This window comes from Shewanella electrica, assembly GCF_022321485.1.
GTDB lineage: Bacteria > Pseudomonadota > Gammaproteobacteria > Enterobacterales > Shewanellaceae > Shewanella > Shewanella electrica.
The window spans coordinates 378,029-392,951 of record NZ_JAKOGG010000004.1 but is presented as its reverse complement, the minus strand read 5'-3'; the positions used below and the strand labels follow the sequence as shown (position 1 = coordinate 392,951).

Sequence of the window (14,923 nt, the reverse complement as noted above, 5' to 3'; positions counted from 1 at the left end):
ACTCCGAGATATTAATCAGTTAATATCATTATCAGCTTTAACATTACGAATAACCTCCAAATATTCATACTGATTTTCAATATCAGGTTCCAAATAAGTCCCTTCGGCCCACTCATTCCAAGCATTTATAAAAATAAACTCTGCATTACTCTCTACACAACGATTGTACTGAATGGTGAAGTTTTTCCTAAAATTACCAGCTGAACTTCCCTTGACAATTAATCCTCTACTACCTTTTCTTGGAGTATTGTCCCAACCAACAAACGCGCCTGGATAAGTATTTCCGGTAATATCTCGAGCTAAAATCTGGTCCCATATTGCTTGGTAATCAACCACGTCAATTGGCAACTTTCTTTCCAAAAATAAATTAAGGAAAATACGAAACCTTTTTCTGAGAAAACGTCTGATCCGGCTAACTAACTTAAGAGAATGCGTGAGTGAGTACATCGGCTCGAAATCCAGTTGGGCAGTAATACCACTTAAGCCGCATTGCTCGTTAGAGAATCCTGTATTCATTCGGACAAAATGTATGCCAGACAAACCTTTATTTTTTGCAAGCTCTTGCCAAAAAATAAGCATTTTTTCCAGATCAGGAATGCTCTGAGCGCGATAAATAATAAAAATTGGCTTCCCTTCATACGTTAAGTATCGTATATCTTTGAATGCATTATAAAGGTAATCAAAGTGGGCCTCCCAATCCGATTGACTTCCATAGTGCTGTTCCATAATAACTTCTTTATCACCGCCATCCCAAGCTCTGGTCCAAGGCTCATTAGCCCAAGCTAAGCAAAATGGCATATTTATTGAGGGATTCTCCAATAAGTTTTCCAAAGGCTTCTCGAGAAGAGTTTTACCACCGAACCAGTAGTGATAGAAACACATACCATCGATACCATAATTATTCATCAACGATGCCTGCCATTCCAAAGTTTTGGCAGATGACAAATCATAATAATTATTATTTAATGGTATTCTTGGCTGGTTATGACCGTTAAAAAGTGGTTTAGCCTTCTTAACATTTGTCCACTCAGTGAACCCCTCACCCCACCACTTATCATTCTCAGGAATTTGATGAAATTGAGGTAGATAAAATGCAACAACCTTAGTCATTTTTACCTCCCAACAGAAAGTTATTTGTCCTAATACCTAATATAGTAATTATTTTATTAAAGATAATAACACCATGATAATTAAGAAAGAACAAGGTGCGCATTACCAAGCGTTCAACAGGAAAATTATGCAAAGATAACATAACTGCGACTCTATCATCACGTGGAATCATATAACTTGATCTTTTTATATCAATAACTTTATTAATCAAATTGCTAAAAAAAGTTTTCGAAAAAATTTTTCTATTCCCAAGCTTAGAATAACCCCATTCGGTTGTAGCAACGTTATTAAGCAAATTATTCCATTCAACGCAAAACGCCTTTAATATCCTATAATTACCAGTATACTGCGCTCTAATTGCTATTACTGGGTTTGATATTATAATCATTTTGTCGCAATATCTAAGCATAGAATATAAAACATAAGCTAAATAAATATCTGTCCCAATAAATCTTTTATCTTCTGCAGCTCTAAGCCAACACTCTCGATTATATACAAAGGATGAAACAAATGTTGCCCATACACCAATATGGCTAACAAACTCATTTCGATCTTTAAACGTAATATCCTTACTATTTTCTAAGAAAATCCTATCATTTTTTGGTAAAGAAGAATTATATTCACCCGAAAAAACATAACCATTAAGAAACATGAATGTAGGTTTATCACCGGCTAATTTAATATTTTTAATATTATCAATTATTTCACTTATTGTATCGTTTTCAGGAATGTCGTCATCAGACAATGTAAACACATACTCTCCACTTGCGAAAACGGAGCAGTTATGAATATTAGCGTCTATCCCTAAGTTGCTATCCTCATTATGAACTTTTACAAATGAATAAGCTTTACTCAGTGTCGTTAAATATTCACAGGTTCCATCTTGCGACGCATTATCACAGATAAGCAATTCGATTTCAGCATTAGGACGAGCTAATATCTGAGGTAATAACGCATCGATCGTTTGAGATAGGAATTTAAGACGATTGTATGTTGGAATTGCAATGGTCAATAGCACTTACTTTAACCTCACGAATCTTATTTTTAAAAACGAATGGGGAAATTAATGCAAAAAAAGATAAGCTAATTGAACTTGAGATAAGAACAGATTCAGCTGAAAGCTTATAATATAGCAAAAGAGAGATAGATAGCGGCACATTGATTAAAACTGCTAACAAAGCCAGATAGACCTGAAATTTCAATATCCCTGCTCCACTTAACAATGCAGAAAAAATATTATTCCATGACATAACTACAATAAAAATTACCATCCATAATAAAATACTCCGTGTTATGTCAAAATCCGAGCCAATCCATACTTTAAAAGCAGTCTCAGAAAAAACCAACATTCCTAAAAGAACCATTAGAATTACTGAAAAACCGAAAAGTTGAATTTTAACTGCTTTAGAAATCCATGTTGAATCTTTTTTAGCTATAGCGTCCGCTATAGCTCCCCATGTAGGCGTAGTCAATATTGATTGCATAAATATAACAACACTGAAATATTTATATGCAATATCATAACTTGAAGTTTCCACTGGGCCCACGAATGTTGTTATTATCAACTTGTCTGAGGAAAATATAATTAATGAAGATAGCTGCAGGATTAGAAATGCTAAACCTACTTTAAGCAACATATATTTTGGATTCAAGTTGATATCTAATAAAGAAGGCAATAGCGATCTATGCTCTCTAAAAAATCGATATGTCAATATAAACAATGACAAAATTAGAGATACAGAATAAACAGCAGCTGTAAAAAGAATGTCATTATGGAAAAAATCAAAATAAACTGGGATTAACATTAGGAATATGCAACAACTATTGATTAGCTGCCCATACGTCACATAATGAGACTGTTGCAGTGAATGATAAAGGTTATTGACCAACCCCAACACAAATGAAATTATAGCAGCAATAACTACGAGTAAAATAGCATACTGCACATCTTCACCGAAATTTAAATCCACTAAATTCGGAAAAAAATATAGAACTGAGAATATTATTACGAGAAGAGAAGTTACCGCAAAACTGACAATTGTACAAACAATGAATGCGTTAGCTATATATTTCCTTGCTTTTGAATATTCATTTGATGCAACACATTCTGTAATAACATTTCTGAGGCCATTACCAATCCCAAGATCAAAAAATGAGAGCCATGTAAATATTGGCAAAATTGTCGCCCATATTCCATATGTTTCGGAACCAAGTGTTCTATACAGAATTGGTGTCACCATAAGTGACACCATCAGCGAAATAACTTTTGCTGCAAATGAAAGTTTTATACTTCTTAATAAGTTCTTAGATCTGCTCATTGTTTTTGAGAACACCATTCGAACATTCTACTGACTCCATCATGGGAGCTCACTTTTGGTTGCCAACCAATTAATGACTGGACTTTAGATATATCTGAAACAAAAACTTTCTGATCGCTTTCCCGAACAGGAATTTTGGTGTACGACAATTTAACAGATGCAATACTATTTAAATAATCAAACAACTCTAATAATGAAAAACTATTGGCGAATGTCCCACCGATATTGAATGCATTTCCAGCGATTGTATCGATATTCGATAACGCACAGAAATAAAGAGAAATCATATCTTCAGCATGAAGTACATCTCGAACTTGCTTTCCATTACCAGAAATAGTGAATGGTTCCCTATTTCCAGCTTTTGCTTCAACCGCCTTTTGACAAAACCAGCCAACCCATCCTTGATCGTAGGTAGCAAATTGGCGACCTCCATACATTGATGAATGTCTAAACACTACTGTATGCAAACCGAATATACGATGATAATCCAACATATATTGGTCTGCCGCTCCTTTTGAACATCCGTATGGCGAGTGAAAACTTAACTGAACTGATTCATCAAATCCATTTGGCTTTTCTATACATTCGTAACGAGTCGAAGTTTCTCGATAGGTAAACTGTTCTAGGTCACCATATACTTTATTAGTGGAAGAATAAATAATACCACATTCAGGATTATAATGACGAATCGCCTCTAATAAATTTACTGTTCCTCCGACGTTAACTTCAAAATCCATTTGCGGATTATCAATTGAAGTCGTCATTGCAACTTGTCCAGCTAAATGAAACACATTATCTGGCATATATTTTTCTATAAGACGATTTACATCGTTTTTATTTCTAATATCTCCATGAACAAAAGTAAAATCACCTATAGATTGTAACCAAGTTAAATTACTAGTAGAGCCAAACCTTGATAGGTTGTCGAATACGATTACATCCACCCCTAATTTAATAGCATTAGAAGCTAAGTTACTTCCTAGAAAACCACAACCACCTGTTATTAACAGCTTCATTCTCATTCCTTATTAATCATATCTTTTATCGCACTAACCAAATCATATTTCGGCTTCCATCCCAGCGACTTAATTCGTTGTATTTCGGCACAACTAAACATCAGTTCATTCTCTCGCATCGGAATCGCACCAAACTCTATTATTGATTTTGATGATGTAATTGACGCAACTAATTTAACAAAATCCTTTACTTTCACCGTATTACCAGAACCTATATCAATAGATTCAAAATAATCAAGTTCTTCTAAAGAATCAACTATACATTTAAATGCTATTATTAAATCATCTATATATATGAAATCACGCTCCTGAATTCCTTCAGTTAAATTTAAAGGAAGTCCAGATAAACATTGGTTAATGACATACGATGTGAATTTAGTCGGATCATCATTTGCGCCAAAAAAATGTTCGAGTCTTAAATTCACAAATTTAATATTAGTAATTTTACAGTATTCTTTGGCTAACTCGATAAATTGATTTTTCGTCAACGAATAAAAACTGACAGATGAAGGTAAAGATGTACCACAGTTTATAAAAGTAGAGTCTGTCCTAATGCACTCAATGATCTTTTGCGGGAAAATTATATTTGCTTCTATTAATTCAGATAAAGACTCTTTTTTTCTTCCGTATAAAGCAGCCGTATTAATGACAATATCTGGATTAAAGAATCTAATTTTTTCAATCCAATCTACACAATCTATATTGATGAGTTCTAAATTATCTTTATCGTTTACTCGTTCTAAGTTAGACCCAGCACGTACCGTTCCTGCTAACTCATGCTTCGATATTAATGCGTTAGCTAAATGACTGCCTAAGAAACCGCTTATACCTGTAATTAAAATACGCATATTTGTAATTGGGGGCTAGTCGCCCCCTTTTTTATTTGATTAAAAATTCAAACCAAAAAACTCTTCAAATTTCGCAATCACGTAATTTAAATGTTCTTTGGATAATCCTGGATAAATACCCACCCAGAATGTTTGGTTCATGATACGGTCGGTATTGGTTAATTCACCCACGACCCGGTATTCACGACCTTCAAAGTAAGGCTGACGGGTCAAGTTACCGGCGAACAGTAAGCGTGTACCAATTTTGGCTTCATCGAGGAATTTAACCAGTTCAACACGGCTCACACCAGCAGTTTCCTTCAAGGTAATAGGGAAGCCAAACCAAGAAGGTTCTGAGTTAGGAGTGGCTTCTGGGAGTTCTAAGAACTCAGCACAACTGCTTAAACCGGCTTTCAAATAAGCGAAGTTCGCTTTACGTTGTTCCACAAACTCTTCTACGCGTTCAAGCTGTGCCAGACCACAGGCGGCTTGCATATCAGTAATTTTCAGGTTGTAACCTAAATGCGAGTAGGTGTATTTGTGATCGTAACCCGCTGGCAATGAGCCTAATTGCTGGCCAAAGCGCTTACCACAGGTGTTGTCACAACCCGGTGCGCAATAACAATCACGTCCCCAATCGCGGAATGACTCAATAATCACTTTCAGTTCTTTAGACTTAGTGAATACCGCACCGCCCTCCCCCATAGTGATGTGGTGGGCAGGGTAAAAACTTACGGTACCGATATCACCAAAGGTACCGACCATTTTGCCGTCATACTTGGTGCCTAAAGCATCACAGCAATCTTCCACTAACCAAAGGTTGTATTTATCAGCAATTTTGCGAACTTCAGCAAGATTGAATGGGTTACCTAAGGTATGTGCCACCATGATCGCTTTAGTTTTTTCGGTGACAGCAGCTTCAATCAAGGCTGCGTCGATGTTGTAAGTCGGAATATCGACGTCAACAAACACAGGAATCAGCCCATTTTGAATACTCGGGTTAACGGTAGTTGGGAAGCCAGCCGCAACAGTTATCACTTCATCGCCCGGTTTTAATGCACGGTCACCTAGTTTGTGTGATGTCAGCGCAGTTAATGCGAGCAGGTTTGCTGAGGAACCGGAAGTAGTGGTCAACACATGAGGCACGCCAATGTATTCGCCCAATTTTTTCTCAAATGCATCATTAAAACGACCAGTGGTTAACCAACCGTCCAGCGATGCTTCAACCATTAATTGCAGTTCTTTGGCACCAATGACTTTGCCTGATGGCGGTACAACGCTTTGACCTGCAACGAACATTTTAGGTGCTAATGCTTGCTCGGCATATTTTCCAACCAGTTCCGCAATTTGCTCTCGTAACTCTTGAGTACTCATCAGTCTCAATTCCTATCGTTATTTTTTAATAATATTGCTGCTGGCAAGTTCAGTCAGCGTTATTGAATAATGCCAGCGAATTAGTTAATTCCCGCTGCACTCATATAGTCGCGGATTTCACGCAAAGTTACTTCGCGCATGTCGTCATTAGCCAGCCACGCTTTATGCCAACGAACGATGCGTGCCAAGGTGGTATCCAAGTCCCACTGTGGCTGCCATTGAAGGCGCATTTTAGCTTTGGAGCAATCCAATTTTAAGTAGTGTGCTTCATGCGGATGTTCAGCGCCGTCGATTTGCCATGTGGCATCATCGCCCCAGAGCTGTGTCATTGTATTAACAATGTATTCGACTGGCTTTGCATCATTATCATTTGGCCCAAAATTCCAACCTTCAGCAAATTCACAACCATGCAGGTACAATTGCTGGGCAATCAAAATGTAACCTGAAAGCGGTTCCAACACATGCTGCCATGGGCGAATAGAGTGCGGATTGCGGATCACTACTGGCTGAGATTGCTCGAATGACTTCAGAATATCAGGAATTAGTCGGTCTTTTGCCCAGTCACCACCACCAATGACGTTACCCGCTCGAACTGATGCCAGCGCTACACCATGTTTGGCATAGTCTTTGGGGTTAAAAAAGGAATTGCGGTAAGCTGATGCAACTAATTCTGCACATCCTTTACTGTTCGAATAAGGGTCATAACCGCCCATAGCTTCGTGCTCACGATAACCCCATACCCATTCACGATTCTCATAGCATTTGTCACTGGTGATATTTACCACGGCTTTTACACCGCCGACAGCACGAATGGCTTCGAGTACATATACCGTACCCATCACGTTGGTGGAGTAGGTTTCTACAGGGTCTTCGTAAGATAGGCGCACCAACGGTTGTGCCGCCATATGAAATACGATTTCAGGCTTGAAATCCGCCATGGCTTGACGCAAATGCAGGTGATCACGAATATCGCCTTCTTCAGACAATAAGCCTTGGTTCACCCTAGCTTGTTCGAACAAGCTAGGAGTCGTAGGTGCTGGCAGTGAATAGCCGCGTACCACTGCGCCCATCTCTGCTAACCACAGTGACAACCAACCGCCCTTGAATCCGGTATGTCCGGTTACAAAAACGCGTTTGCCCTGCCAAAATGCTTTATCGATTGCCAATGCCAATTACTCCCAGATTTTCCAAGGCGCTTTATTTTCTTGCCACAGCTCTTCAAGGTAATGTTTATCGCGTAGCGTATCCATTGGCTGCCAAAAACCGTCATGCTCATAGGCCATTAACTGGCCTTGCTCTGCTAATTGCATCAGCGGCTTTTGCTCCCAAGTGGTCGCATCATTATCGATAAGATCAATCACTTTTGGGCTTAATACAAAAAAGCCGCCGTTAATCATCGCACCGTCGCCCTTTGGCTTTTCTTTGAATGATCTAACTTGGCCATTCTGCATGTCTAATGCGCCGAAACGTCCAGGTGGGAAGGTGGCAGTTAACGTTGCTAGCTTGCCATGTTTGCGGTGAAAATCGATAGTGGCACCGATATTCACATCTGACACGCCATCGCCGTAGGTGAATAGAAATGCTTCTTCATCTTTCAGATGTTCAGCCACACGCTTCAAGCGGCCACCGGTCATTGAATGTTCGCCAGTATCAACCAAGGTGACATTCCACGGTTCAGCACGACGATGGTGCACTTCCATGTGGTTATCACGCATATTGAAGGTGACGTCCGACATGTGCAGGAAGTAGTTAGCGAAGTACTCTTTAATTACATAGCCCTTGTAACCACAGCAGATGATGAAATCATTGATCCCATGCGCTGAGTACATCTTAAGAATGTGCCAAAGGATCGGCTTGCCACCAATTTCGATCATAGGCTTTGGCTTAACTACGGTTTCCTCACTGATACGAGTACCGAGGCCTCCAGCCAAAATTACTGCTTTCATTTAGTCACCATTTTTTATTTTGATACGGTAAAAGCGTCAGAGAAAAACTTTTTCTCTGATAATCCATAATTAACAAAGTCTGCTTTAGCTGCATTAATCATTAGCGGCGAACCACAAGCATAAACACAGAAAGCAGACAGGTCTGGAAAGTCGTCAAGCACTGCTTGATGCACCAAGCCGCTGCGCCCTTGCCACAATGCGTCATTTTCAGACACTACAGGTACAAAGTTGATATGTGCATGCTGTGACGCCCATTGCTGCGGCAAGGCACTGTAAAAATCAGCCCCCGTCCTCATTCCCCAATAGATGTGGATCTCGCGCTGGCTTTGTGTGGCAAGCATTTGTTCCACCATGGCTTTAACAGGCGCAAAGCCTGTACCGCCAGCGAGAAAAATTATTGGCCGTTGGTCATCACGTACAAAAAAAGTGCCTATTGGCCCCTCTATGCGCATCAATGTGTTCGGTGCAATTTCACCATTGAATAACTGTTCACTCATCGCGCCTGATGGCACTTTTCTGATATGCAGTTCAATGCCTTCGGTACTATCTGCGTTGGCAACGGAATAGCTTCGTGCCAATCCGTTGTAATGCAAGTTGATGTATTGGCCTGCTAAGTAGCGAAAATTTGCTGTAGGTGGAAGACGAAATTTTAGGGTCAGAAACTCGCTGTTGTATTCAGCCACTGAAACTTTAGCAGGGACAATTTTCTTTGTCAGCTCGGCAAGCTCTGGGAAATATTCAGCCTCTATTGCTACTTCATCGCTGTTCGCTTTACATTGGCAAGTTAGAATGCTTTGTTCAGCTTCATACACTTTCCCTTCAGTATCAATCACACTGCCAGCAAGTAGTTTTGACTCACATAAACCGCATGATCCATTTTTACAGCTATGTTCAAGGACTACGCCAGCGCTGAGTGCACTTTCAAGTACAGTAATATCTCGCGTTGTTTCAAAGCTAATCGCAGATGGGAATAAAGTTATTTTTGATGTCATTAACGTTGTTCCGAAGGTCTCGATAACGGCTATTTTTCAGTTTTAAAGAAATGTCTAACTAAAATGAAAAACACTGAGAAAATGCCACCAAGTACAATACCCAGTACCACAATCAATGCACGTTTTGGTTTAGCTTTCAATTCAGGCACTACAGCTGGGTCAATAGTTTTAAAAACGTATTCATCCCTTACATTAGCAAACATGATGGTTTTGGTTTGCTCTTCAATCAAGTTGAACAGTACCGTGCGAATATCTGCCACATTGGTCTGTTGAATTTGGTGGTTCAGGTATTCCGTGCTTCTGGTGGCCTCTTCTACATCACGGGTTTTCATTTCACTATTGATGTCTTCAACCAACCAATCTACCCATTGTTTAGCGATGTATGGCGATTTGTGCTCGATAGCCAGAGTCACCATACCGGTCTTAGTATCATTGGTTACCGTTATTAGTTTTTGAAAAACGCTATATGCTTCTTGCATTGACGGCTTGGACTGCAAGGGAGGCTTAACTTCACGCACCCAAGTTGTGGTACTAGCGTCGTAAATAGCTGGGTCATAAATGACTTTATTACTTGAGGCATCCCATTTTTTATCTGCCATCAAGTCCGGCAAAATGTGGTGCGTTTCAATAAATTTACTTATGAACTGACGGGATTTAAGCACTTCTAACGCTAACTGTGACTTATCGGCTTTATTGCCGCCACCAAGACTTACGCCAGCCAAGCTAGCAAGCCCTCCGAATTGGCTTGCAAGGCCGGACAACCCACCGCCTTGCGCTTCCTCAGCGGGTGCTAACGTTGCTTCCGAGTGATAGATATTTGGCTGATACAACGCAACACCAGCCGATATTGCAGCAAATAACACTGTCGTCGCCAAGATAATCCATTTTCCTGACCATATGACAGAAAAAAGTTCGCGCAGGTCAATTTCATCGCTATTGTCTGCGGGTATTGCCTTATATTCTTCGAGCGGGGAGATGGTTTTATTATTCATAGCTAAATTTCTAATTTATCTATCCAAAGCTGTTAGAAAGCTCAGAACTGGTCGAAAACGAGGTAGGAATTTCCTACCTCGTTAATGTGATCAAATGTTTCCTAACGCCGCTAGTGCAACCGCAGAATTATAAATAATGCCGGTAATTTGCGACCAAAGAGTCAGATTATCTTTGTACTCTGTATCGAGTGGCACAACGATGGTATCACCAGGGGCTAATTGCTCATCGCTGCCTGACCAGAATGAGTTATCAGGTAACTCAACGGCCCCGTTCGCCTTAATGACATAGATGCGGTCAGCGTCTGCGCGTTTTTTAGGGTTACCTGCCAGTTCAATGTATTGCTCAACAGAAAGACCCTTTTTGAAACGGTGACTTGAAGGATGCTGCACTTCGCCGGTAACAGATATTGTTTGTTTCTTTGGTGGTACATACAGCAGATCTTTATTTTCTAGCTGTAAATCTGCTTCTGCAATACCTAAGGAAATCGCTGGCAAGTCGATAACTAAACGCCCGACAGCCTTAGTATTTTGCAAATCTAACAGCATTTGCTGTGCATCGGCATAATTGATTGTACTGTTTTCGCTAGAGAGCCCTTTAGTGGCGATTTCGCGGCGTAACTGGTCAGCAAATTTTTTGATTTCTAACTCTTCTTGTTTTTTCAAAGAGTCACGCACAAACACTGATGCTGAAATATAAGCGTTATCTGTAAATCCACCTGCACGCTGTAGCACGTCCTCTAATGTTTCACCGCGACGGATGCTATACACGCCGGGGAACTTAACTTCGCCGCGAACTTCCACCGTTTGGTTTTCTTGCCATTCAGGGATTTTCATCACGGTAAGTACATCACGAGGTTCGAGCTTTTCAGCGGTTCGAGTGTCTGACAGAGATTGACTTAAATTGATGCTCAGATGACGTAAACTCGAGCCGTCTTGTGTCGTTTCAATGCGAGAAAGTTCCGCGCGTTTTAAGTAAGCTCCCTCACTCAAACCACCCGCTGCGGCAATAAGGTCTGCAACGTTAGCGTTTTCAGCTAAAGGATAAATCCCCTTAAAGCGGACTTCGCCATTAATTGCTACGACTTTAGCTTCTTCACCGGACCGGCTTTGATGCTTCAGTTTGTTAATGATCGGATACAGCAGTTCTTCACGATTTAGCTGGTAACTTAATTTGATAAGCTCCTTATCATCAAAAAGCTGCATTAGCATTTTCTCGACTTCAGCAGAGACCATTTTTGCTTGCTGCTCCTGCTGCTTTTTTTGCTTTTCCAGACGTTGATTATTACTAACAACAACGCCGGCTACGCTGTCTTCCTGCTGCCGATCATCATCCAACGATGCGAACCCAGAGGTAAATAAATCACGACTGACGAGAGGATTATCGTTATCACTGGATCCCGTGACACGCTCGATTTCTTCAATACGTTTATTTACCAATTGGTTAAGCTCAAAACGGTTACGAGCGTTATTATTGGCATTAAAAATAACAACTTTATCTTTCGGGGCTAATGTTAGATCTGCAATGGTATTTGGGTGGCTAATGGCGTTCGCAGGAGAGAACTGTAGTACTTCTATATGCCCTAGAGCATCTAAATCACGAATAACTAAACCATAATTAAGATCTGCATCTCGTAGTAAATCACTTCCTAAACTAGGGAGTAACGATGAAATAGTTTGCTTAGCCTGATATTGATAAACACCAGGACGCACAACTGCACCGATGAGAGTGATAGCATTATCGTAATCTTTTGATGAGTTTTTAACTCGCAGATAATCGCCGTCTTTAGCAACAAATTGCTTACCTGAGTTTTCTGTTAGATCGACGCTAATGACTGACTTCAGCCCATTGACGTTGAAACGCTCAACTGTGCTACTTTTAGGATATGCACCAGCCTTTAAACCAGCGGCCATTTTAACAACATCAGCCAAAGTCTCGTTAGGTTTTAACTCATAAATTGCTGGGCGCTGCACTTCGCCATTAACACTGATAGAAGGTCCAACCGCGGGGATAAATACCACATCGCCAGAACGCAATGGCAAATCGTTGGAAGAGTCACCATTAAGTAACAGGTCATATAAATCAAAGTGACTGATCACCTTACCATGTCGCTTCAATTGAATGTCACGTAGTGAGCCAATGTCACTCACGCCACCAGAAACAAACAAGGCTTGAGTGATAGTCGCTAAGCTAGACACTGTATATGAACCGGGTTTATAGGCATCACCCGCTACGAAAATACGGATAGAACGCAGCTCTCCCATACTTACATTCGCCTGCACACCGATCATCTGCTGTTTAACTTTTTCGATGATCGTCTCACGCAGGGTAGAAAATGTTAAACCGACGGTATTGATTGGACCAAGCTCTGGAAACTGTAACACGCCATTACGTGCTATCGTTAAATCATATTGGCTACTTTCTTTGCCAAAAAGCTGTACTTTGATGGTATCGCCCGGACCGACAAAATAATCTGCAGGCACCGGCGTGTCTGATGTCGGTGCGAATGTAGATGGCGCACCAGCAAACATCTCATAGCCAAAGCGCTTCAACTTCCCGGCATCATTTTGTAAAAAGTCATTTTTATCTTTTTTATCTTTTCTATCCGATTTCTGAACATCTTCATCATCATCTCTGGGCGATACTAGCTCTGGATTATCTAGCCCTTGATTGCTTTGCCCCTGCTGCAGCCCAAATTGGCTAGGATCTATTCCGTACTGCTTAGCAAGTCGCTGTTGCTCAGACTGCGGTAGATTTTTAAATTGCTGGATCATTTGCGGTGACACGCTTGCCGCAAATGTTGGTGCAGTGGCAAAACCAAGGCACACAAACCATACGAGTATTATTTTTTTCATCAGACCTGACACTCAAAAATCTCCAATCCAAGTGAGTTATTACTGAGCACTACACGGCTATGCATATGCGATAGACGATGCGAAGACGCCATTTATAAACAAATACATGGCAAATTAATTAAATACTAATTTAGTTAAGCATTACTTAGGTACTTACTGAGCACTATCACATCTAAGGAACGCCAAGGATAGCTTTAGACCATGCTACATTTCCGAAGAAATCACGTAGGCTTTCTGCATCTGCTAGAGTTATGAAATTGTTCATGACTCCTGATACATTCTGTACCTAAGCCAGCTTGGCATCCATGCCTCGCGTTCGAGAGCATAATCTGCGATTTTTCACCCTTTCAAGCACGCTAACGAATCCCACAGGACTTCGAGAGACCTCATTCCGCTACGGCTGGGAGCAGCAATTGTGCTGCTCCACGTTTCACACGCCTACGCCGTGGCGCCCAGAGGGCTTCGGCGTCCACTAGAGTCATGAAATTGTTCATGACTCTTGATACATCCTGTACCAAAGCCAGCTCGGCATCCATGCCTCACGTTCGAGAGCATAATCTGCGATTTCTCACCCTTTCAGGCACGCTACCGATCCGCGAGGCGCCCAGAGGGCTTCGGCGTCCACTAGAGTCATGAAATTGTTCATGACTCTGCCTTTCAGGCACGCTACCGCCCATGGATTTTGGCTTCCAACATGCCCTAACTACTAACTTTAATCGTTGAATTATTATATTTTCAACGAGATACAACATCATTAAATCAATAAACGGCGAGTCAGTTCGCTAGCACTATGCGATGGCAGCTTGAATGTCCGCAGTGGCGAACTCTAGCGACTGTAATTTACCTAAAAACTTGAACAGCACTTTACAGCGCTCTTGACCGTTATGCTCGACAAATACACCTTCTAGTTCACTAAAAGGGCCCGATAATACGCGGACTTTTTCGCCTGAGATAAAGGTCTTAGAAGACGATAAGATGGGAGCTATCAATTCCTGATGTTTCAAACGAGTAATCAGGATGTCATTGAGGGGAGTTAACTGTTCGGAACAGTCAACGAGACGTGCAACGCCACGAGTTGAATGAATCTTACTGACACTGAACTCGTAGGGGTTGAATTTTACGAACAGGTAATTAGGAAAAAGCGGAGACTTTTTGACTTGGGAAAGGCCTTTTTCCTTCTTTTCTACCTGCACCATCGGCAGGTAGGTCTCTAATCCTTGCAGCCCCAAGTTTAGCTGAGCTCTTAGCTCGCTTTTGGGCTTGCAATATAGAAGATACCAACCTTTCATTTCACGCTCACTTCAATGTTTCTGGGATAGACGTCCTATCTAGTGGACGGCATCATAGCAAAGTTGTCTTATTGAGTGAAAGCATAGTCAGCGGGATTTTGACGTTTGAACACGTTAGAGGTCAGTATCTGTTCAACATTTTCGCAGATGTCTAGATTTACTGTGTAGTGCGTTATTCTTTAGGAAGAACAACAATAGCTTGTTAC

The 14,923-nt window shown here is 40.8% G+C and carries 12 protein-coding genes; all 12 read right to left on the bottom strand.

What is annotated here, in order from left to right:
* Nucleotides 1–15 precede the first annotated feature (15 nt).
* The 12 genes from L9G74_RS08690 to rfaH all read right to left on the bottom strand — a co-directional run bounded on the left by L9G74_RS08690 (nucleotide 16) and on the right by rfaH (nucleotide 14,717).
* Complete coding sequence (locus tag L9G74_RS08690) at nucleotides 16–1,110, bottom strand: glycosyltransferase WbsX family protein (protein ID WP_238895904.1); 1,095 nt, start codon at nucleotides 1,108–1,110, stop codon at nucleotides 16–18.
* Nucleotides 1,103–2,122, bottom strand: coding sequence for a glycosyltransferase family 2 protein (locus tag L9G74_RS08685; RefSeq protein ID WP_238895903.1), 1,020 nt, complete (start codon nucleotides 2,120–2,122; stop codon nucleotides 1,103–1,105). The genes L9G74_RS08690 and L9G74_RS08685 overlap by 8 nt, the downstream gene beginning before the upstream one ends.
* Entirely contained in the window at nucleotides 2,088–3,428 is a 1,341-nt protein-coding gene (locus L9G74_RS08680) for an oligosaccharide flippase family protein (RefSeq protein WP_238895902.1), read from the bottom strand. The genes L9G74_RS08685 and L9G74_RS08680 overlap by 35 nt, the downstream gene beginning before the upstream one ends.
* Nucleotides 3,425–4,444, bottom strand: coding sequence for an NAD-dependent epimerase/dehydratase family protein (locus L9G74_RS08675; protein WP_238895901.1), 1,020 nt, complete (start codon nucleotides 4,442–4,444; stop codon nucleotides 3,425–3,427). The genes L9G74_RS08680 and L9G74_RS08675 overlap by 4 nt, the downstream gene beginning before the upstream one ends.
* A 2-nt stretch (nucleotides 4,445–4,446) precedes the next feature.
* Complete coding sequence (locus L9G74_RS08670; RefSeq protein WP_238895900.1) at nucleotides 4,447–5,292, bottom strand: NAD-dependent epimerase/dehydratase family protein; 846 nt, start codon at nucleotides 5,290–5,292, stop codon at nucleotides 4,447–4,449.
* A 39-nt stretch (nucleotides 5,293–5,331) separates the two neighbouring features.
* Entirely contained in the window at nucleotides 5,332–6,645 is a 1,314-nt protein-coding gene (gene rfbH / locus L9G74_RS08665) for a lipopolysaccharide biosynthesis protein RfbH (protein ID WP_238895899.1), read from the bottom strand.
* 80 nt (nucleotides 6,646–6,725) lie between these two features.
* Nucleotides 6,726–7,811, bottom strand: coding sequence for a CDP-glucose 4,6-dehydratase (gene rfbG, locus L9G74_RS08660; RefSeq protein WP_238895898.1), 1,086 nt, complete (start codon nucleotides 7,809–7,811; stop codon nucleotides 6,726–6,728).
* A gap of 6 nt (nucleotides 7,812–7,817) precedes the next feature.
* The gene (gene rfbF, locus L9G74_RS08655; RefSeq protein WP_238895897.1) at nucleotides 7,818–8,591 is read right to left on the bottom strand and encodes a glucose-1-phosphate cytidylyltransferase; all 774 of its coding nucleotides are present in this window, start codon (nucleotides 8,589–8,591) and stop codon (nucleotides 7,818–7,820) included.
* 14 nt (nucleotides 8,592–8,605) lie between these two features.
* Nucleotides 8,606–9,583 (bottom strand): FAD-binding oxidoreductase, encoded by a 978-nt coding sequence (locus L9G74_RS08650; protein WP_238895896.1) that lies wholly within the window; start codon nucleotides 9,581–9,583, stop codon nucleotides 8,606–8,608.
* 29 nt (nucleotides 9,584–9,612) lie between these two features.
* On the bottom strand, nucleotides 9,613–10,575 hold the full coding sequence (locus L9G74_RS08645; RefSeq protein ID WP_238895895.1) for a Wzz/FepE/Etk N-terminal domain-containing protein: 963 nt from the start codon (nucleotides 10,573–10,575) through the stop codon (nucleotides 9,613–9,615).
* A gap of 90 nt (nucleotides 10,576–10,665) precedes the next feature.
* A complete protein-coding gene (locus L9G74_RS08640) occupies nucleotides 10,666–13,428 on the bottom strand; it encodes an SLBB domain-containing protein (RefSeq protein ID WP_275297329.1) in 2,763 nt (920 codons plus the stop codon).
* A 788-nt stretch (nucleotides 13,429–14,216) separates the two neighbouring features.
* A complete protein-coding gene (gene rfaH, locus L9G74_RS08635; protein WP_238895893.1) occupies nucleotides 14,217–14,717 on the bottom strand; it encodes a transcription/translation regulatory transformer protein RfaH in 501 nt (166 codons plus the stop codon).
* Nucleotides 14,718–14,923 lie beyond the last annotated feature (206 nt).

Coding starts and splice junctions, on each gene's coding strand:
- L9G74_RS08675 (WP_238895901.1), bottom strand. CDS start 4,444: ATGAAGCTGTTAATAACAGGTGGTTGTGGTTTTCTAGGAAGTAACTTA.
- L9G74_RS08640 (WP_275297329.1), bottom strand. CDS start 13,428: ATGAAAAAAATAATACTCGTATGGTTTGTGTGCCTTGGTTTTGCCACT.
- rfaH (WP_238895893.1), bottom strand. CDS start 14,717: ATGAAAGGTTGGTATCTTCTATATTGCAAGCCCAAAAGCGAGCTAAGA.
- rfbF (WP_238895897.1), bottom strand. CDS start 8,591: ATGAAAGCAGTAATTTTGGCTGGAGGCCTCGGTACTCGTATCAGTGAG.
- L9G74_RS08650 (WP_238895896.1), bottom strand. CDS start 9,583: ATGACATCAAAAATAACTTTATTCCCATCTGCGATTAGCTTTGAAACA.
- L9G74_RS08690 (WP_238895904.1), bottom strand. CDS start 1,110: ATGACTAAGGTTGTTGCATTTTATCTACCTCAATTTCATCAAATTCCT.
- rfbH (WP_238895899.1), bottom strand. CDS start 6,645: ATGAGTACTCAAGAGTTACGAGAGCAAATTGCGGAACTGGTTGGAAAA.
- L9G74_RS08670 (WP_238895900.1), bottom strand. CDS start 5,292: ATGCGTATTTTAATTACAGGTATAAGCGGTTTCTTAGGCAGTCATTTA.
- L9G74_RS08645 (WP_238895895.1), bottom strand. CDS start 10,575: ATGAATAATAAAACCATCTCCCCGCTCGAAGAATATAAGGCAATACCC.
- L9G74_RS08680 (WP_238895902.1), bottom strand. CDS start 3,428: ATGAGCAGATCTAAGAACTTATTAAGAAGTATAAAACTTTCATTTGCA.